The organism is Gulosibacter sp. 10, assembly GCF_900163695.1.
Lineage (GTDB): Bacteria > Actinomycetota > Actinomycetes > Actinomycetales > Microbacteriaceae > Gulosibacter.
The window spans coordinates 38,559-56,150 of the sequence record NZ_FUIC01000035.1 but is presented as its reverse complement, the minus strand read 5'-3'; the positions used below and the strand labels follow the sequence as shown (position 1 = coordinate 56,150).

Here is a 17,592-nt window from a genome sequence, read left to right as displayed (position 1 = left end):
GCGGGAGACGGCTGCCTTCGGGCGGCCCGGAGCGCATCCCGCCGCCAAGATTCGGCTGGAGGGCGCGCGGGCGGCTCTGGGCCGCCGCGGTGCCGGGGGGGGGGCTACTCGAAGCCGAGGAGGATGTCGTCGACGCCCTGGCGCTCGCGTGGGCCGGAGTCGCGGTCGCGGATCTTCTCGGGGATCGACTCGTCGGTGCTGTGCACGCCGACCGCGATGACCGTGTAGGGCTGGTAGCCGGCGGGCAGCGGGAACCGCTCGGCGATCGCATCCGCGTCGAAGCCGGTCATCTGGTGCACGTTGAGCCCGAGCGATTCGGCCTGGAAGGAGAGGTGCGCGGCGGCCTGGCCCAGGTCGTAGTGGGCGGTGGCGAAGGGCTCGCCGTCGATCTCGGTGCGGGCGAGGGTGACGATGAGGGCCGAGACGTTGCGGTTCCACAGCTGGTTGAACTCGGCGAGCGAGTCGAAGATCTTGCCGAAGGTCTCGGTGCCGCGGCGGCCGACGATGAAGCCCCAGGGCTGCTTGTTGAAGGCCGAGGGAGCCCAGCGGGCCGCCTCGATGAGCGAGCGGAGCTCCTCCTCGCCGACGACGTGGTCGGCCGCGAACCCGCGGGGGCTCCAGCGATTGCCGAGCAGCTCGTGGATGGGGCTCGTCGTGGTGTTCCGCTGGGTGATGATCGTCACGGGGGTACCTTCCTGTCAGTTCCTGGAGTTGTGATCCGTGCACCTACAACTCAATGATGCGTGGCACTATTCCCAGAGTCATGCAGAAGCGTCACATTCGAAATCTCCTCCTCGTCGCCGTGATCGCCGCGCTCCTGTCCGGGTGCGTCGCCGGGCCGCAGCCCGGCCCCACGGCGCTGCCCCTGCGCCCCACGGAGGCCGCCGACTTCGAGGTCGCGGACATCCGGGAGCTCATGGACGAGATGGTCGACGCGGGCGCGCCGGCCGTGTTCGTGGAGGTGCGCGACGGCGACCAGGTGTGGTCCTCGGCCGAGGGGGTGCGCTCCACCGTCACGGAGCTGCCCGCCCGCCCCGGCGACAGCGTGCGGATCGCGAGCCTCACCAAGCCCATGACCGCGACCATCCTGCTGCAGCTCGTGGCGGAGGGCGAGGCGGAGCTCGACGACCCGATCGAGGACTACCTGCCCGGCGTGGTGCAGGGCCGCGACGTGACCATCCGGCAGCTGCTGAACCACACCTCCGGCATGCCCGACTACGTGCCCGCGCTCGCCCTCGACCCCTCCGAGATCTCGGCGCAGATCGTGACCCCGATCTCGCACGAGGAACTCGTGGAGCTCTCGCGCACGCAGGAGTGGAGCTTCGACCCCGGCACCGGGTACGAGTACTCGAACACGAACTACATCGTGCTGTCGATGCTCATCGAGGAGCTCACCGGGTCGACCATGGCCGAGCAGCTGGCGGAGCGGATCGCCGAGCCGCTCGGGCTCGAGCACACGAGCATCCCCACCGGCACGGGCATGGGGGAGCACGCCGCATCCGGCTACGTGATCGAGGGCCCGCTGTCGATCGACGTCACCGAGCAGGACGCGTCGCTGTGGTCGGGAGCCGGCGGGGTGGTCTCGACGGTGTCGGACGTGAACACCTTCATGCGCGCGCTGCTCTCGGGCCAGCTGCTGCCGCCGCCACTGCTCGGCGAGATGCTCGTGCTCGTGCCGGAGGGCTACGGCCTGGGCGTCCAGTCGCGCACCGACACGTGCTCGGACGGCGACCCGGCGTATCTCGAGCTCTCGCCGGGGGAGGAACCGGGCGAGGGCGAGGAGGGCGCCGGGGGCGACGCGGAGGGCGCGGACGCGGCCGAGGAGCAGGACGCGCCCGAGGGGGAGGAGCCGGACGACGCCCCGCGCGCCACCGTCTTCGGCCTCGAGGAGCCCGAGGAGGGCTCGGGCAGCGTGCACGACACCGAGTACGGCGAGCTCGTGCAGATCGGGGAGGGCGACCACGTGTACGGCCACCTCGGCTCGGGCCTCGGCTACCGCGCGCTGACGATGTCGAGCCCCGACGGGATGCGCCAGGTCACGATCGCGTGGACCGTCTCGCCCACCGATTACGGCGCCGACCCGCGACTCGACATCGCCTACGAGCTCTCGGAGATCGCGCTCGCCCGCGACTGCTGAGGCGCGCCGGCCTAGAAGATCATCGGCAGATCGTCGTCGAGGGAGGTCTCGGCGTCGAGCTCGGCGATCACCGGCACGTGGTCGCTCGGGCCGTCGCCCTTGCGCTCGTCGCGCGCGATCTCGGCCGAGCTCACGAGCGAGAAGAACTCCGGGTCGCCCAGGATGAAGTCGATGCGCATCCCCTCGTTCCGCGGGAAGCGCAGCTGCTGGTAGTCCCAGTACGTGTAGCCCTCGATGCCGAGCTCGCGGGCGACGTCCACGAATCCGTCGTCGAGGAAGGCCTGGAACGCCTGGCGCTCGGGGGCGGAGACGTGCGTCCGGCCCTCGAACACGGCGGTGTCCCACACGTCGATGTCGAGGGGCGCGATGTTGAAGTCGCCCATGAGCGCGATCGGCCGGTCGGGGTGCTCGGCGCGCCAGTCCGCCGTCGACCGGCGCAGCGCCTCGAGCCATTCCAGCTTGTACTCGTAGTGCGGATGCGCGAGCTCGCGCCCGTTCGGCACGTACAGCGACCAGAGCCGCACCCCTTCGACGGTCACGCCCAGCGCGCGCGCCTCGGCGGGCAGCGCGCCGTCCTCGCCCGGCTTGCCGAAGCCGGGCATGCCGTCGAAGCCCTCGACCGCGTCCTCGATCGGCAGCCGCGAGGCGAACGCCACGCCGTTCCACTGGTTCACGCCGTGCGCGAGCACCTCGTACCCGGCCGCCTCGAAGTCCTCGTACGGGAACTGCTCGGGCTTGCACTTGATCTCCTGCATCGCCAGCACATCGATGTCGGCGCTCTGCAGAAAGTCGATGACGCGGCCCTTGCGGGTGCGGATGGAGTTCACGTTCCAGGTGGCGATGCGCATGGCTCCTACCGTAACCCGCGCCAGCAACTACCCTGGTACTCGTGACCGACGCGCGTACCCGACTCATCCAGCTCATCCGTGACGAGGCCGTCTTCCACGGCGACTTCACGCTCACCAGCGGCAAGAAGGCCTCCTACTACATCGATCTCCGCAAGCTCTCGCTCGACCACCGCGCCGCGCCGCTCATCGGCGACGTGCTGCTCGAGCTCGTCGACGAGTTCGCGCCGGTCGCCGCCGTGGGCGGGCTCACGATGGGCGCCGACCCGCTCGCGAACGCCGTCATGCACCGCGCCGTCGCCCGCGACCGCGAGCTGGACGCGTTCGTCGTGCGCAAGGAGCCCAAGGACCACGGCCGCGGCCGCCAGGTCGAGGGCCCGGACGTGGCGGGCAAGCGCGTCGTCGTGCTCGAGGACACCTCCACCACCGGCGGCTCGCCGCTCGCCGCCATCGAGGCGCTCGAGAAGGTCGGCGCCGAGGTCGTCGCGGTCTGCACCATCGTCGACCGCGCCACCGGCGCCGGCGAGCGCATCGAGGCCGCGGGCTACCCGTACCGGTACGCGATCGGCCTCGAAGACCTCGGCCTCGAAGCGGTCTAGCCCGTCATGCGGCGGGGTGCGGTGTGGGCGCTCGTCGGCGCCGCGGTCGTCGTGGCCGCGGCCGCGATCGGATGGTTCTGGGCGCCCTTCGGCCGGCCCTCCGCGCCGAGCGAGCTGAGCCCGGCGACCACCGGGCCGAGCGCGCATCCGCTCGCCGCGCTCGAGGCGGGCGACTGCTTCGCCGAGTTCGAATCGCCCTGGCAGGCCGACTTCGACCCCGTGTCCTGCGAGGAGCCGCACGCCGCGGAGCTCACCGCCCTCGTGCCCGTGAGCACGGTGCTCGACGTCGAGGCCTGGCCCGGCGAGGAGGCGCTCCGCGACAGCGCGATGCTCGCATGCCAGTCGCCCGAGGCGATCGACCTCGACGCGGCCGGGCGGATCGAGGGCCTCGAGATCCAGGTGCGCTGGCCGGCATCCGAGGCGGAATGGGGCTCCGGCCTCGAGACGTACTCCTGCTTCGCCGTCGCCCCCGAGCTCACCGGCTCGCTGCGGCCGTAGGGGTGGCCGTGGAGCAACCCGTCCAGACGGGCCCCGAGCGCGCGGGCCCCGGCAACGCCGTCATCCACGGCGACAACCTGCCGATCCTGCGCGAGCTGCCCGACGCATCCTTCCAGCTCATCTACCTCGACCCGCCGTTCAACACCGGCCGCACGCAGCGCCGCGAGACCACCCGCTCGGTCCGCACCGCCGAGGGCGGGCGCATCGGGTTCAAGGGACAGACCTACGAGACGGTGCGCGAGGGCGTCACCTCCTACGACGACGCCTTCGAGGACTACTGGGAGTTCCTCGAGCCGCGGCTCGTCGAGGCCTGGCGCCTGCTGCACGACACCGGCACGCTCTACCTGCACCTCGACTACCGCGAGGTGCACTACGCCAAGGTGCTGCTGGACGCGCTGTTCGGGCGCGAGTGCTTCCTCAACGAGATCATCTGGGCCTACGACTACGGCGGGCGCACCAGGAAGCGCTGGCCGTCGAAGCACGAGACGATCCTCGTGTACGTGAAGAACCCGCGCGCCTACCACTTCGACACCGAGCAGGTCGACCGCGAGCCCTACATGGCGCCGGGCCTCGTGACGCCCGAGAAGGTCGCGCGGGGCAAGCTGCCCACGGACGTGTGGTGGCACACGATCGTCTCGCCGAACGGGCGCGAGAAGACCGGATACCCCACGCAGAAGCCGCTCGGCATCCTGCGCCGCATCATCGCCGCGAGCAGCCGGCCCGGCGACCGCGTGCTCGACTTCTTCGCGGGCAGCGGCACCACCGGGGCGGCCGCGCTGCAGCTCGACCGCCGCTTCCTGCTGATCGACAGCAACGAGGCCGCGATCGAGGTCATGCGCCGCCGGTTCGCCGGCTCCGACGTCGAGTTCGGGCGGGCCTAGGTCGGCCCCGGCTCGACACCGTTGCGGTTCGCCGGGCTCCCGGCCTAATCCCGCACGGCGGGCCGGCGGCCGTAGACGTGCTGGAGCACCCAGTCGTGCATCGTGACCGCGGCCGCCGCGGAGGCGTTGATCGAGCGGGTCGAGCCGAACTGCGTGATCTCGATCACCTGCTCGGCGGCGGCGACGGCCTCCGCGGTGAGCCCCGGACCCTCCTGCCCGAACAGGAAGACGCAGCGCTCGGGCAGCGGGGTCGCCTCGATGGGCACGCACCCTGGCACGTTGTCGATCGCCATGATCGGCAGCGCCGCCGAGCGCGCCCACGCCACGAACGCCTCCACCGTCTCGTGGTGCACGACGTGCTGGTAGCGGTCGGTGACCATCGCGCCGCGCTTGTTCCAGCGCTTGCGGCCGATGATGTGCACCGTGTTCGCGCCGAACGCGTTGGCCGAGCGCACGATCGAGCCGATGTTCATGTCGTGCTGCCAGTTCTCGATGGCCACGTGGAACGGATGCCGCGACTCGTCGAGGTCGGCGATGATCGCCTCCATCGTCCAGTACCGGAAGCGATCGATCACGTTGCGGGTGTCGCCGTTCGCGAGCAGCTCCCGGTCGTAGCGGGGATCCTCGGGCCACTCGCCCTCCCAGGGGCCGACGCCGCGGGTCGACAGCTCGTGCGTTTCGCTCATCTGCCCAAGCCTAGCCATCCGTCGGGGCTCGGCCCGGCCTGCCGTTCCGGATGCGAATAGGGCGCAGAACCCGGATATCCGGATGTGCCGCCTATTCGCATCCGGAACAGCAGCCCCGCGGGAGACGCGCGGCGGCACACCGGCAGAACCACCGGGCGGCAGGGCAGACAATGCGCACCCGGCGGGCGGCGGCAGGAGCGGGCCCCTCCCGGCCCCGGCAGAAGCGGGGTTCCCGGCGGCCGGGCGCCCCGGCAGCGGCGGCGTCAGCGGGTGCGGTCGCCCAGCCCCGTCGCCTTGAGCGCGTCGCGCCAGCCCCCGAACCGCCGCAGCAGCGCGCTCGAGCTCGGCTCCTCGGGAGCGCGCACCGCGTCGTAGGCCGCCATGGTGAGCGGCCCGTCGAGCACCACGGCCGTGCGGTGCAGGGCGGCGGCGCAGGCATCCTCGGTCAGCTCGCGCCGCGGCCCCGCGCCGGGCGTGATCGAGAGCACCTCGTCGGCGAACGGCCAGGGCTCGGCCCCGGTGCCGAGCCCGCCCTCGTAGTCGAGCACCCGCTGCGCGGTGTCCCGCACCTCCGACCACCTGCCGAGCCTCGCGCGCACGGTCGCGGCGCTCGGCAGCCCGGATTCGCGCAGCCACACGCCGAGGTCGGCGTAGGAGCGGCGGTCGCGGTCGGCCCGCAGGTACGCGACCACGCAGGCCCAGATCTCCGCATCCGAGATCACCTGCCGCTGCTGCCGCGACGTCGTGAGCCTGTCCGAGAGCCCCGCCGAGCGCATCGCCTCGCTCCAGCTGCCGAAGCGCAGGATGAGGGTGGACGGGCTCGCGGCATCGTTCGCCCGCGCCCACTCGTCGTAGTCGCTGAGCCGGAACGAGTCGGCGCTCCGGGCCCAGCGGCGGAGGGCGTCGAGCAGCTCGGCGTCGGGGATCATGCGACCAGCCTAGGGGAGCAGCTCGTTCGTGTAGGCGTCCTCGGCCGCCACCGGCTCGGGGATGATCCCGGCCCGGGGCATGAACTCGAGCATCGCCTCCCACACATCGGGGTTGTTGGTGAGCAGCGGCAGGTCGCCGTCGGGGGCCATGAGCGGGATGGTCGCCTCCAGGGTGGCGAGCGCGGCGTCCTTCTGCTCCTGCGTGGTGAGCGTGGGGATGTAGCCGGCCGAGATCTCGATGGTCTCCTCGGGGTGCTCCTCGATGTAGGCGATCGCCTCGCGCAGGGCGCCGAGCAGGGCGGTGACCTGGGAGTCCTCGAGCCCCTCGGCCGCGCCGAGCGCGGGGCCGACCAGGGTGGGCGCCTCCGGGTCGACGGCCTCGATCACGCGCACGTCGAAGCCCTGCGCCGCGAACTGCACGGCATCGTTGTTCGAGAAGCCCATGACCGCGTCGACCTTGCCGGAGGTGAGCGCGGCCTGCTGCGTGAAGCCGATGTGCTGCACGTCGACATCCTCCTCGGTGAGGCCGGTCTGGTCGAAGAGGGCGAGCAGCGCGAAGTAGGTCTGGCCGTACGGGCCCGGAGTGCCCACCGAGTGGCCCTCGAGGTCCGCGGCGGTCTCGATGTCCGAGTCGGCGGGGACGATGAGCACGGCGGGGTAGGTGTTGTAGAGGGTCGCGACCGAGGTGACGGGCACGCCCGCCGAGACGGCCTGCACGATCTCGTCGCCGCCCGCGTAGACGAGGTCCTCGTCGCCGGCCTTGAGGGCGCCGAAGAGCTCCTCGCTCTCGCCGTGGTGGCGCAGCTCGACGTCCACCCCCGCATCCTCGAAGTAGCCGAGCTCCTCGGCCACGTAGAAGGGGGCGAACTGCACGTTGGGCGTGTAGGTGAGGCCGACGGTCAGCGCGTCCTGGTCGGAGGCCCCGCCGCCTGCGCAGCCGGCGAGCAGCAGCGTCGATGCCGCGCCGACGGCCAGCATCCGGAAGCTCTTGTTCATCGTTTCTTCTCCTTGGTGATGGCGCGGGCGACGACGGATTGCAGCACGCGCAGCAGCGTGAACATGCCGACCGCGAGGAAGGCGAGCGTGAAGAGCGTCGCGAACATGCCCTCGGTGTCGTTCGCGTCGCGGTAGAGGGTGAGGAGCATGCCGAGGCCCTGGCCGCCCATCGTGAATTCGCCGACCACGGCGCCGGTGACCGAGAGGGCGACGCCGGCGCGGATGCCGGCGAGCACGCTCGGCATCGCGAGCGGCGCCTCGACCCAGCGCAGCGACTGCCACGCGTTCGCGCCGTCGAGCTTCGCCGCCTCGAGCACGTCCTGCGGCAGCGACTGCACGCCGAGCACGGTGGTGATGAGCATGGGGAAGAAGGCGACGACGGCGCAGAGGAACGCGATCGGCGTCAGGCCGTAGCCGATCCAGAGCGCGAGCAGCGGCGCCACGGCGACGGCGGGGATGGCCTGGGACGCGGTCACGTACGGCGTCATCGCGAGGTCCACCCAGCGCACCTTGGCGATGAGGTAGCCGAGGGGTACGGCCACGAGGGTCGCGAGCACCGTGCCGTAGATCGCGGCGGCGAGCGTCGTGATGGTGTGGTCGAGCAGCGGGCCCTGCGTGAGCTCGAGCCAGAAGCGGCGGATGAGGTCGGAGGGTGCCGGGAGGAACGCGGAGCTCACCGCGCCGGTGCCCACGGCGAGCTGCCATACGAGCACGATGACCGCGGCGAACAGCACGGGCGCGGCCACCTGCGGCCATCGCATCGCGCGGCGCTTTCGTCCCATTCGTCACTCCGATCCGGTTTGGCTCCGGAGGGAGGGTGCGAGGGAAGACGACGCGCCCCGACGTCCGTGAACGGATGCGTCGGAACGCACGCGCGCCTCCCATCCGGACTATGACCGTCGGTCCCGGAATTCCACCGGATCAGCCGCCGCCATCGCTGGCGGGCGGGTCGCGGACTTTCACCGCCGGCTCGGAATTTCACCGACCCCGGAGCACGTGTACTCGAGGGCGATCCTACACATCCCCGGCCATAATGGCACCATGACTTCGAACAACCTGCTCGGCATCCCCGAAACCCGACTCGACGAAGAGCCCGAGGTTCTCGACGATCTCAGCCATCTGCCGCGCGAGGAGGCGGCGCTCGCGGCCATCGTCACAAAACATCCGAAATCCTCGCTCGCGTGGGCCGAGGCCGCGGCGCAGGCCTTCCGCGACGAGCGCGTGCTCGAGTCGTACGCCTTCGCCCGGGTGGGCTACCACCGGGGCCTGGACGCGCTGCGCCGCGCCGGGTGGAAGGGGCAGGGGCCGGTGCCCTGGAGCCACGAGCCGAACCAGGGAGTGCTGCGCTGCTTCTGGCTGCTGCGCCGCGCCGCGGAGGCGATCGGCGAGCAGGACGAGGTCGAGCGCCTCGGCGCGCTGCTCGCGGACTCGGACCGTTCGGCGGCCGCGGAGATCGAGCGGATCGACGGGTAGGGGCGTCCGGCGCCGCCTGGAGGAAACCTGGCGGCTCTGGCGCGCTTCGTTCGAATCCGTCGGTGCCCGCCGAATCTTGGCGGCAGTCTGCCGGCCGCTGCGTGTTCGAGTGGCATCTTGCCGCCAAGTTTCCGTAGGAGCCTACGAAGTTGGCGGCTCTGACTCCTCGGCGGTCATGGGGCTTCAAGCTGCGCCTGGTAGCTGCCGGTTCTTCTCGATGGAACTTGGCGGCGAATCGCGATATCGCCGGGACTCGGGCGGCGAGTCGTCGCCAAGATCGTGACGGTGCTCGGCGTTGCACCCGACTGTCGCGCGTGGATGGTCCGTTCGGGGAGCCTCCGGCAGAGGGCACGAAGAGTTCTCGAACCTGCACAGGAGGTGCAGAAGCTAGGGCTGCTCCTCGCGGTTCCCGAGGGAGATCTGACCGTCGGCGGTCGCCGTGCCGGTGATTGGTCCCGCCGGGTCCCCGTCCGCGATGTACTCGAATTCGAGGTGCATCGCTTCGTCCATGTACGTGACGATCGGGGCGTCCCACCCAAAGTTGGTCCGTTGCGACTCGATGTATTGCCGATCGCTTTCGATGAGTACCTCCTCGTACTCCTCGTACTTCGAGGGATCGTAGAGGGCCTCGAGCTCGGCAAAGTACGCGTCCGAGCACGCCTCTGCGGCCTCGGTCTCGGTTAGTGCGAAATCGACCGTCGACTCGGTGGATTCGGCAGGCGCGGTCGCCTCTGTCCGGTCCGGCCCCGCGGAACATCCTGCCAGTGCTACGACCGCGACGGCGGCCAGTATTGTCATGCCCAGGATTTTTTCAAGCTCGAAATATTACAGGACTAGTCGCGAAGGGGCATTATAAGAAATTATGTGTCGTCGTGGCTTCTGTTCGACGGGATGGCCCATTCGGGTGATATTCAATGAGAATGGAGTCTTGTATTCTGATCCTGTTTGAGCGGATTGGTGAGAATGAAAAGGGGAATATTCGGCGTGGAATAATTTGAAGTTCAAGACTGGTTTGACGGTCGAATGGGGAGATCGAGCCCTATTGCGATCGTGAGTCGCTTCAGGTGTGCGACGTGATGCTGCCGGAAGCGGCGCGTGATCGATAGATCGAGGCGAATCCGAGCCCGTAATACGGGTAGTCGAAGTGTCTGTTGGGAAGCCGGTCAACGGTGGCAAGGCCCGCGGGGCGATGAGGGCGGTGCGCGATGAGCGATATCGATGATCTCCAGTCGTGGATGGGCGACGATGGGCAATCGTCCGATGGCGATCGAGTATCGCGCGGCGGCAAACCCGTGGGCTCGCTGCTCGCAACTTCGGCGGTGCTGGTGGCCCTGTTGCTCACGGTCGCGGTGGGCGGCGTAGCCGTGATGTTGTCCCCGTTGCGCAATCCGCTCGACCTTCGTTATCACGTGTATCAACTAGCCATGGAATATCCGGGTACAGAGCACTACCGCGTCAGCGACAGGGCCGGATTCCCTCCGGTAGTCGTCGACCTGCTGCTTGTGCATGGCGCTCGAATCGAGGATGGAGTCGATTCGGGGCTGGAGTTCAACAGCGGGTTGTGGCACATCTGCGTGTTCTCTTCGGAGGGCGAACGGCTCGAGGAGCTCGGCGGGCCGGGCGCCTGCCGAGATCGCGTCGATCCCGAAGACGGCTCATGGCTGACGGAAGAGGAGTTCGAGGAGCTTCTCGCTCGGGAGCCGGTGCCGGGCTGATCACCTCCCTGCCACCGGCGAGTGCTGTCCCGCGAGAGCGGACGCGACCGCCCAGGAGGATCGCGACCTCACGAGATGAGCCCCTCGCGCCGAGCCCGGCGCACGCTCTCGAGCCGGTTGCCGGTGCCGAGCTTGCGGCCGATGTTCGACAGGTGCCGCTTCACGGTATCCGGCGAGAGGGAGAGCCGCCCGGCCACATCCCGGTTGGTGCAGCCGAGCGCCACATAGTGCAGCACCTCCGCCTCGCGCGGCGTGAGCACCGAGGCGCCCCGCGGCTCCGCCGCCGCGATGCGGGGGCTCCTCCCCGCCGCGGCCCGCACCACCTCGATGAGCGTCGCGCTCGGCGCCGACTTCGACACCACATCCGCCGCGCCTGCCTCCCGCAGACGATCCGCGAGCAGCCGGTCGGCGTGCATCGACACCACCACGATCGACGTGCCGGGGCTCGCCCGCAGGACCCGCGAGATCACCGAGCTCACCGCCGGCCCGGGCATCTCCACGTCGAGCAGCAGCACGTCCGGCTCCGCATCGCGCGAGACGTGCACCGCCATATCGCCGTCCTCCGCCTCGCCCACCACCTCGAACTCCGGCACGCGCGCCAGCAGCGCCACCATCCCCGCGCGGAACAGCGCGTGGTCGTCGGCGATGCAGACGCGGATCATCGCGGCTCCGACTCCGCGGACCCGGCCGCGCCGCCGCGCTCCGAGAACGGGTAGTGCGGCAGCGTCAGCACCACGGCGGTGCCGGGCAGCGCATCCCGCACCTCCAGCCGCGCGTGGATGCCGGCCGCGCGCTCGCGCATCCCGGCGATGCCCATGCCGCTGCCCGGCGACGAGGTGCCGGAGCCGTCGCCGTCGTCCACGACCGAGACGACGAGATCGTCCTCGGTCCACTCCGCCGTGATCACCACCTCGGTCGCGCCGTTCGCGTGCGTGCGCGCGTTCCGGCAGGCCTCGAGCACGATCGCGAACACCTCCGCCGTCACCTTCTCGGTGAGCGCCATCGGCTCCCCGAGCACGGCGAAGCGGATCGCGGGCGCCTCGCCCTGCGCCCGCAGCACGAAGTCCTCGATCGCCTCGTCGAGGCTGCGGCCGGCGGTGCTGAGCCGCATGTCCTGCGCGAGCCGGCGGGTGTCGTCGAGCGTCGCGCGCAGGATCCGCTCCGCCGACGCGAGCTCCTCGCCGTCGGCCCGCATCCGTGCGAGCTCCACCTGCTGCAGGCCGGTGAGGATGCCGTGCGCGATGCGGTCGTGCAGCTCGCGGGCGAGCCTCCCGTTCGCCGCCCGCTCCGACTCGATGAGCCGCACCCGCAGCGCCTCGACGTAGCCGAGCGCGGCGGGCGGGAAGCGCCGCCAGATCGCCCGGTGGAGCACCTGCGCGATGCGCGCCGCATCCTGCCGGCCGAGCAGGCCGACGAGCCTCGGCAGGGCGAGGTCGAACACCATCTCGCCCACCGCCAGCGGCTCGGCCGGGTTGTAGTCCCGCTGCGCGAGCACCGATCCCTTCGACTCGAACCCGGCCTCCTGCGCGGGGAACGCCATGAGCTCGGACGCCTCGACGCCCAGCAGCGTCAGCGTCTCGGCGAGGATCGAGCGCACCTGCGACTCGATCCCCACCGCGAGCGATCCCTCGTGCACGAGTGAGCTGCCGCTCCGCTGCAGGGCCGTGAGGATGTTCGCGAGCACATCGGCCGCGAGCCGTTCGAGTTCTGCGGATGTCGGTGGCACGTGTTCAGCTTGCACCCGCGGACGCGTTGCGGCAATGCCCCGATCGGGCCATTCGCCGCTCCGGCCGGGCTCGGGCCCGGGCGGGAGCGCACCCAGTACAGTGGCAGTGCACCTGCGCCGTCATCGGCGCGCGAATAGAGGGAATGAGTTGAGTCATGCCAGGCGTAGCAATCATCGGCACCCAGTGGGGCGACGAGGGGAAGGGTAAGGCGACCGACCTCCTCGGCAACCGCATCGACTACGTGGTCAAGTTCAACGGCGGCAACAACGCCGGCCACACCGTCGTGATCGGTGATGAGAAGTACGCGCTGCACCTGCTGCCCTCGGGCATCCTCTCCCCGGGCGTCACCCCGGTGATCGGCAACGGCGTGGTCGTCGACCTCAACGTGCTGTTCGAGGAGCTCGAGCACCTCGAGGCCCGCGGCATCGACGTGTCGAAGCTGCGGATCTCGGGCAACGCGCACGTCATCCCCGAGTACAACCGCGCCCTCGACCAGGTCACCGAGCGATTCCTCGGCAAGCGCCGCATCGGCACCACGGGCCGCGGCATCGGCCCCACCTACTCCGACAAGATGAGCCGCGTCGGCATCCGCATGCAGGACCTCTTCGACGAGGGCATCCTGCGGCAGAAGATCGAGGGCGCGCTCGTGCAGAAGAACGAGCTGCTCGTCAAGACCTACAACCGCCGCGCGTTCTCGGTCGACGAGATCGCCGACAGCCTGCTCGCCTTCGCCGACCGCGTGCGCCCGATGGTGGGCGACACCGCGCTCGAGCTGCACCAGGCGCTGGACGCGGGCAAGACCGTCGTCTTCGAGGCCGGCCAGGCCACGATGCTCGACATCGACCACGGCACCTACCCCTACGTCACCTCCTCCTCGGCCACCGCGGGCGGCGTGGCGACCGGATCGGGCGTCTCGACGCGCGCGATCGACCGCCTCGTCGGCATCCAGAAGGCCTACATCACCCGCGTCGGCTCGGGCCCGTTCCCGACCGAGCTCGACGACGAGTACGGCGAGAAGCTCCGCCAGCGCGGCGGCGAGTTCGGCACCACCACCGGCCGCCCGCGCCGCACCGGCTGGTTCGACTCGGTGGTCGCGCGCTTCGCGAGCCGCATCAACGGCTTCACCGACCTCGTGATGACCAAGCTCGACGTGCTCTCGACCTTCGAGACCATCCCCGTCTGCGTCGCCTACGAGGTGAACGGCGTGCGCCACGACGAGATGCCCATGTCGCAGTCCGACTTCCACCACGCCAAGCCCGTCTACGAGGAGTTCCCGGGCTGGCAGGAGGACATCTCCGGCATCCGCGAGTTCTCGGAGCTGCCGAAGAACGCCCAGGACTACGTCAAGGCGATCGAGGAGCTCTCGGGCGCCCGAATCTCGGCCATCGGCACCGGCCCCAAGCGCGACGACATCATCGAGCTGCACAACCTGCTCGGCGACTAGCGGGCGACCGCCGACGCAGGTGTGTCACATTCGACGGAGATGCTCGCGTAGCCCCGGAATCGCGAATTCGAGCAGGCCGTGCCCGGCCGGCTGAACCAGACCGGCATCGATGAGTCTGGCGCGGTAGTTGCCGATGGTGTTCTTCCGGTCTCCGAGACGACGGCCGATATCCGCGGTCGATGCGGGTAGGTCGTCCTGCGCCATGGCGCGGAGGAAGTCGAGATCCTTCTGCGACGCGGTGGACAGCGCCGCATCGATGACAAGGCGGGTATTGCGTCTGTGCGCGGCTGAGAGCGCGGCCTCGAGATCGGCTGCGCGAAGCGGCGAATCAGTTGTTGCCTCGGCCAGTTGCCAGACGTGGTATCCGACCAGTTGGATGAGAAACGGGTAGCCTCCGGTCGACTCCGCAGCGCGCCTGACGAGCCGGGCATCGATCGGGTGGGCAAGCGCGGCGAATGTCTGGCGGTATGAGGCCTCCACCTCATCGATTGCTGCAGTATGCAGGTCTATCCGATCCGCACGGCGCAGAAAAGTGGCGACGCCTTCGTTGAGCAAATCCGACACGGCTGCGGGAAGTCCTGCGAATACGAGGGCTATGGGCAGGCCGTCGCGGATGAAATGCTGGACAGAGGCGGCAAGCTGCGCCAGTTCGTCGCGGTCCGCTCCGTGTATCTCGTCAAGGGTGATCAACAGGCCCGTTTCCCGTTCGCCCAACAGGTCCAGCAGGTGTTCGCCGGTTCGACGCCAGCCCGCCTGCTGCGCAGGTGGCAGCTGGGTGGTGATGGAGAACCCGCCTGCACTGATCCCGGTGATCTTGCGACTCGGCGGACCATCCCCCAGCTCCTCGGCCGTTATGCGCATGGATTCACCGATCCGGCCGAGAAAGCCCCGCGTGGCAGTCTCTGATATCGCCACCCAGCCCTTGGACCGTGCGGCATCTTCCGCTTCGCCCAGCATGACGGTCTTCCCGATACCCCTGGCTCCGGTGAAAATGGTCAGGAGGCCCGGAGCTCCGGAACCGAGACTGAGCCCATAGATGAATTCGTCCAGCAGCCCTGCACGGTCGATCAGTTGCGGGGTTCGGCGCCGGCGGAGGGCCGAAAGGGATTCTGCGGTTGAGTGCTCATCACCTCTCCTGTGAACCTCTGTGTACTTGGTGTACCTTATGCGCTTCGTGCATCTGCAGGGAGGCGCCGGATTCGGGCAGGATGGCGCGGCGGCTCAGTCGCGATGGCCGGCCCAGCGGTACTCGTGCTGCGGCCGTCCGGATTCGCCGTAGCGGGGCTGCATCTCGACGAGCCCCTCGTGCACGAGCAGCTCGAGGTAGCGGCGCGCGGTCACCCGCGAGAGCCCGGTCGACTCGGCCAGCTCGTTCGCGGTGACGGCGGCGGGCGATCGCTCGAGCGCGGCGACCACCCGCTCGCGGGTGGCGCGGCTCACGCCCTTCGGCGCGGCCCGGACGACGGGATGCGCGCCGCGGGTCAGCAGCGCGTCGATCTGCGTCTGGCTCACCTGGCCGATCTCGCGCAGGCGCCGGCGCTGCTGCGCCCACGAGGCGTAGGCGTGCAGCCGCGCGTTGAAGGCGTCGCGCGTGAACGGCTTGAGCAGGAAGTCGACGACGCCGAGCGCGATCGCCTGCTCGACCAGCTCGGTCTCGTGCGCCGCGCTCACCATGAGCACGTCCACATCGGGGCTCGAGTCGGAGCGGATGCGGCGCAGCAGATCCACCCCGCTGAGGTCGGGGAGGTAGAGGTCGAGCAGCACGAGGTCGACCTCGCCCCGCCGGATGCGCCCGAGCGCGGTGGAGGCGGTGAGCTCGCTGCCGACGAGCGCGAACCGCGGCAGCTGCTCGAGGAAGGTGCCGTGGAGCCTGCCCACGGCGAAGTCGTCGTCGACGATGAGGGTGCGGATGTCGGTCACGGGGTCGCTCCTCGCTCGTCCTGGGGCCGCTCGGCGCGGGCGCGCGGCAGGTCGACCTCGACCCGCGCTCCGCCCAGCGGGGACTCGCCGAACCGGAGGGAGCCGCCGCGGGCCGTGACGACCTCCTGCACCGAGAACAGGCCGATGCCGTGGCGCTCGGCGTCCTCGGTCTTCGTGGTGATGCCGCCGGTGGTGAGATCGGCGGGGGAGCCCGGCAGCCCCGGGCCGTCGTCCTCGACGACCGCCTCGAGCACGTCGCTCCCCGGCTCTACCGCCAGCGTCACCCGCACCGTGCCGCCGAAGCCCGTGGCCTCCACGGCGTTCGTGATGAGGTTGGCGACGACGAGGAGGTCGTCGGAGTCGACGCGCAGCGAGGCGGGCACGTCGCACTCCTCGCCGAGCTCGATGGCCACGCGGTCCCGCGCCGCCGCGGTGGCGTGCGCCGAGACGAGGGCGGCGAGCAGCGGCGGGCCCACCGCATCCAGGCCGAGCCGCGAGGCCGCCTCCGCCGCCTCCTCGGCCGGCTGGGCCTCGAGGTAGGCGCGCGCCTCCTCGTACTCGCCGAGCTCGAGCAGCCCCGAGAGCACGTGCTTGCGGTTCTCGAACTCGTGCGTCTCGATGCGCAGCAGCCGCGCCTTCTCCCGCTGCGCCTCGAGCCGGGCGATCGCGTCGTCGAGCTGCGAGCGGTCGCGCAGCGAGAGCATCCGGCCGATCGTGCGGTCGTCGGCGCTCGTCGTCCGCGCCTGCGCGTACACGGCGCCGCCCGGCAGATGCACGAGGCGCAGCTCGCCCGGCACCGGCTCGGCGTCGAGCAGCTCCGCGAGCTCCTCCGGCAGCGCGGAGAGGTCCTCGCCCTCGAGCCGCTCCGCCCGCGCATCCCCGAGCATCCGCGCGGCCTCGGCGTTGACGAGCTGGATGCGGTCGCGATCGTCGGTGGCGATGACGCCCTCCTCCGTGCTCTCCATCACCGCGCGGTGCGCCTGCAGCAGGCGCACGAGCTGATCGGGCTCGACGCCGTAGAGCTTGCGCCGCAGCCACTTCGTGACGAACCACGCGAGCACCCCGCCCGCGAGGATCGCGAGCAGGGAGGCGAGGGCCAGCGGCAGGCTCTGCGCGAGCGCCTCGGCGCGGAGCTCGCTCACGAGCGTGCCGACCGACAGCGTGCCGACGACCTCGCCCGACTCGGCGCGGATCGGCACCTTGACGCGATAGGTGACGCCCTGCGTCCCCTCCTCGACGCCCCGGAACTCGGCCCCTTCGCGGATCGCGGAGTGGTCGCTCGAGACGGGCTCGCCCACCGCCGCCGGGTCCACGTGCGCCACGCGCAGGCCCTCCATGTCGACCACGGTGATGTAGCGGAAGTCCCCCGCGCTCACGGCGGCGTCGACGATGGGCTGGATCTGGGCGTGCGGGTCCTCGCCCTGCAGCGCGTCGATGACGACGGGCAGGTGGCTCAGGGTGAGCGCCTGGCCGTACATGCGCTGCTCGGCCGCGCGCTCCGTGGCCGCGACGGTGCGGGCGACGCCGACGACGGCGACGAGCGCGACGACGGTCACGACGATCGCCATCTCGACCGCGAACAGGGCGCCCTGCAGCGGTCTCGGGGTGCGGGTGCGGGTCAATCGGCCTCCTCGTCGAGGGGAAGGGTCCGAGTCTCCCACACCCGCTCATGACCGAAATGACCGAAATCATCATTAGTTCTCGAAACCGGCGGCGCGACCCCGCCCGTGCGTAGCGTCGTG

At 70.4% G+C, this 17,592-nt stretch carries 19 protein-coding genes and 1 riboswitch; of the genes, 7 read left to right on the top strand and 12 right to left on the bottom strand.

Annotated elements, in window-relative coordinates:
* Nucleotides 1–104: 104 nt before the first annotated feature.
* Nucleotides 105–683, bottom strand: a complete 579-nt coding sequence (locus FM112_RS12795; RefSeq protein WP_087008195.1) for a nitroreductase family protein — start codon at nt 681–683, stop codon at nt 105–107.
* A gap of 80 nt (nt 684–763) precedes the next feature.
* Between FM112_RS12795 and FM112_RS12790 the strand changes: the two genes are divergently transcribed.
* A complete protein-coding gene (locus tag FM112_RS12790) occupies nt 764–2,137 on the top strand; it encodes a serine hydrolase (protein ID WP_176386822.1) in 1,374 nt (457 codons plus the stop codon).
* An 11-nt stretch (nt 2,138–2,148) separates the two neighbouring features.
* On the opposite strand, the gene FM112_RS12785 is transcribed toward FM112_RS12790, so the two are convergent.
* A complete protein-coding gene (locus FM112_RS12785; protein ID WP_087008190.1) occupies nt 2,149–2,985 on the bottom strand; it encodes an exodeoxyribonuclease III in 837 nt (278 codons plus the stop codon).
* 41 nt (nt 2,986–3,026) lie between these two features.
* Between FM112_RS12785 and pyrE the strand changes: the two genes are divergently transcribed.
* Genes pyrE through FM112_RS12770 form a run of 3 tightly spaced genes read left to right on the top strand, consistent with a single transcriptional unit; the run spans nt 3,027 to nt 4,960 of the window.
* The gene (gene pyrE / locus FM112_RS12780; protein ID WP_087008188.1) at nt 3,027–3,581 is read left to right on the top strand and encodes an orotate phosphoribosyltransferase; all 555 of its coding nucleotides are present in this window, start codon (nt 3,027–3,029) and stop codon (nt 3,579–3,581) included.
* A 6-nt stretch (nt 3,582–3,587) separates the two neighbouring features.
* The gene (locus FM112_RS12775) at nt 3,588–4,079 is read left to right on the top strand and encodes a septum formation family protein (protein ID WP_087008185.1); all 492 of its coding nucleotides are present in this window, start codon (nt 3,588–3,590) and stop codon (nt 4,077–4,079) included.
* A gap of 8 nt (nt 4,080–4,087) precedes the next feature.
* Nucleotides 4,088–4,960 carry a site-specific DNA-methyltransferase gene (locus FM112_RS12770; RefSeq protein ID WP_254910488.1) on the top strand — a complete coding sequence of 291 codons (873 nt, stop codon included), beginning with the start codon at nt 4,088–4,090 and terminating at the stop codon, nt 4,958–4,960.
* 44 nt (nt 4,961–5,004) lie between these two features.
* On the opposite strand, the gene FM112_RS12765 is transcribed toward FM112_RS12770, so the two are convergent.
* From FM112_RS12765 to FM112_RS12750, 4 genes are all read right to left on the bottom strand, one after another.
* A complete protein-coding gene (locus FM112_RS12765; protein WP_087008180.1) occupies nt 5,005–5,646 on the bottom strand; it encodes a TrmH family RNA methyltransferase in 642 nt (213 codons plus the stop codon).
* 263 nt (nt 5,647–5,909) lie between these two features.
* Nucleotides 5,910–6,575, bottom strand: a complete 666-nt coding sequence (locus tag FM112_RS12760; protein ID WP_087008178.1) for a homing endonuclease associated repeat-containing protein — start codon at nt 6,573–6,575, stop codon at nt 5,910–5,912.
* A gap of 9 nt (nt 6,576–6,584) precedes the next feature.
* On the bottom strand, nt 6,585–7,571 hold the full coding sequence (locus FM112_RS12755; protein ID WP_087008175.1) for an ABC transporter substrate-binding protein: 987 nt from the start codon (nt 7,569–7,571) through the stop codon (nt 6,585–6,587).
* The gene (locus FM112_RS12750; RefSeq protein WP_087008173.1) at nt 7,568–8,353 is read right to left on the bottom strand and encodes an ABC transporter permease; all 786 of its coding nucleotides are present in this window, start codon (nt 8,351–8,353) and stop codon (nt 7,568–7,570) included. The genes FM112_RS12755 and FM112_RS12750 overlap by 4 nt, the downstream gene beginning before the upstream one ends.
* 87 nt (nt 8,354–8,440) lie before the next feature.
* Nucleotides 8,441–8,570, bottom strand: a riboswitch (FMN riboswitch).
* Between the two features lie 42 nt (nt 8,571–8,612).
* Here FM112_RS12750 and FM112_RS12745 point away from each other — a divergent pair.
* The gene (locus FM112_RS12745) at nt 8,613–9,044 is read left to right on the top strand and encodes a DUF3151 domain-containing protein (protein WP_087008171.1); all 432 of its coding nucleotides are present in this window, start codon (nt 8,613–8,615) and stop codon (nt 9,042–9,044) included.
* Between the two features lie 387 nt (nt 9,045–9,431).
* Here FM112_RS12745 and FM112_RS12740 read toward each other — a convergent pair whose 3' ends face one another.
* Complete coding sequence (locus FM112_RS12740) at nt 9,432–9,842, bottom strand: hypothetical protein (RefSeq protein WP_087008169.1); 411 nt, start codon at nt 9,840–9,842, stop codon at nt 9,432–9,434.
* Between the two features lie 407 nt (nt 9,843–10,249).
* Between FM112_RS12740 and FM112_RS12735 the strand changes: the two genes are divergently transcribed.
* Nucleotides 10,250–10,759: a hypothetical protein gene (locus FM112_RS12735; protein WP_087008166.1), complete on the top strand. Its 510-nt coding sequence runs from the start codon at nt 10,250–10,252 to the stop codon at nt 10,757–10,759.
* Between the two features lie 68 nt (nt 10,760–10,827).
* Here FM112_RS12735 and FM112_RS12730 read toward each other — a convergent pair whose 3' ends face one another.
* A complete protein-coding gene (locus FM112_RS12730; protein WP_087008164.1) occupies nt 10,828–11,421 on the bottom strand; it encodes a response regulator transcription factor in 594 nt (197 codons plus the stop codon).
* Nucleotides 11,418–12,485, bottom strand: a complete 1,068-nt coding sequence (locus tag FM112_RS12725; protein ID WP_140400683.1) for a sensor histidine kinase — start codon at nt 12,483–12,485, stop codon at nt 11,418–11,420. Before FM112_RS12725 ends, FM112_RS12730 begins: the two co-directional genes overlap by 4 nt.
* Before the next feature lie 155 nt (nt 12,486–12,640).
* Here FM112_RS12725 and FM112_RS12720 point away from each other — a divergent pair, with 155 nt between their 5' ends.
* Nucleotides 12,641–13,930 carry an adenylosuccinate synthase gene (locus FM112_RS12720; RefSeq protein WP_087008159.1) on the top strand — a complete coding sequence of 430 codons (1,290 nt, stop codon included), beginning with the start codon at nt 12,641–12,643 and terminating at the stop codon, nt 13,928–13,930.
* A 24-nt stretch (nt 13,931–13,954) separates the two neighbouring features.
* On the opposite strand, the gene FM112_RS12715 is transcribed toward FM112_RS12720, so the two are convergent.
* The 3 genes from FM112_RS12715 to FM112_RS12705 form a co-directional block, all read right to left on the bottom strand.
* The gene (locus FM112_RS12715; RefSeq protein WP_254910487.1) at nt 13,955–14,887 is read right to left on the bottom strand and encodes an ATP-binding protein; all 933 of its coding nucleotides are present in this window, start codon (nt 14,885–14,887) and stop codon (nt 13,955–13,957) included.
* Nucleotides 14,888–15,151: 264 nt separating this feature from the next.
* Nucleotides 15,152–15,850, bottom strand: coding sequence for a response regulator (locus FM112_RS12710; RefSeq protein ID WP_087008156.1), 699 nt, complete (start codon nt 15,848–15,850; stop codon nt 15,152–15,154).
* A complete protein-coding gene (locus FM112_RS12705; RefSeq protein WP_087008153.1) occupies nt 15,847–17,472 on the bottom strand; it encodes an ATP-binding protein in 1,626 nt (541 codons plus the stop codon). Before FM112_RS12705 ends, FM112_RS12710 begins: the two co-directional genes overlap by 4 nt.
* Nucleotides 17,473–17,592 lie beyond the last annotated feature (120 nt).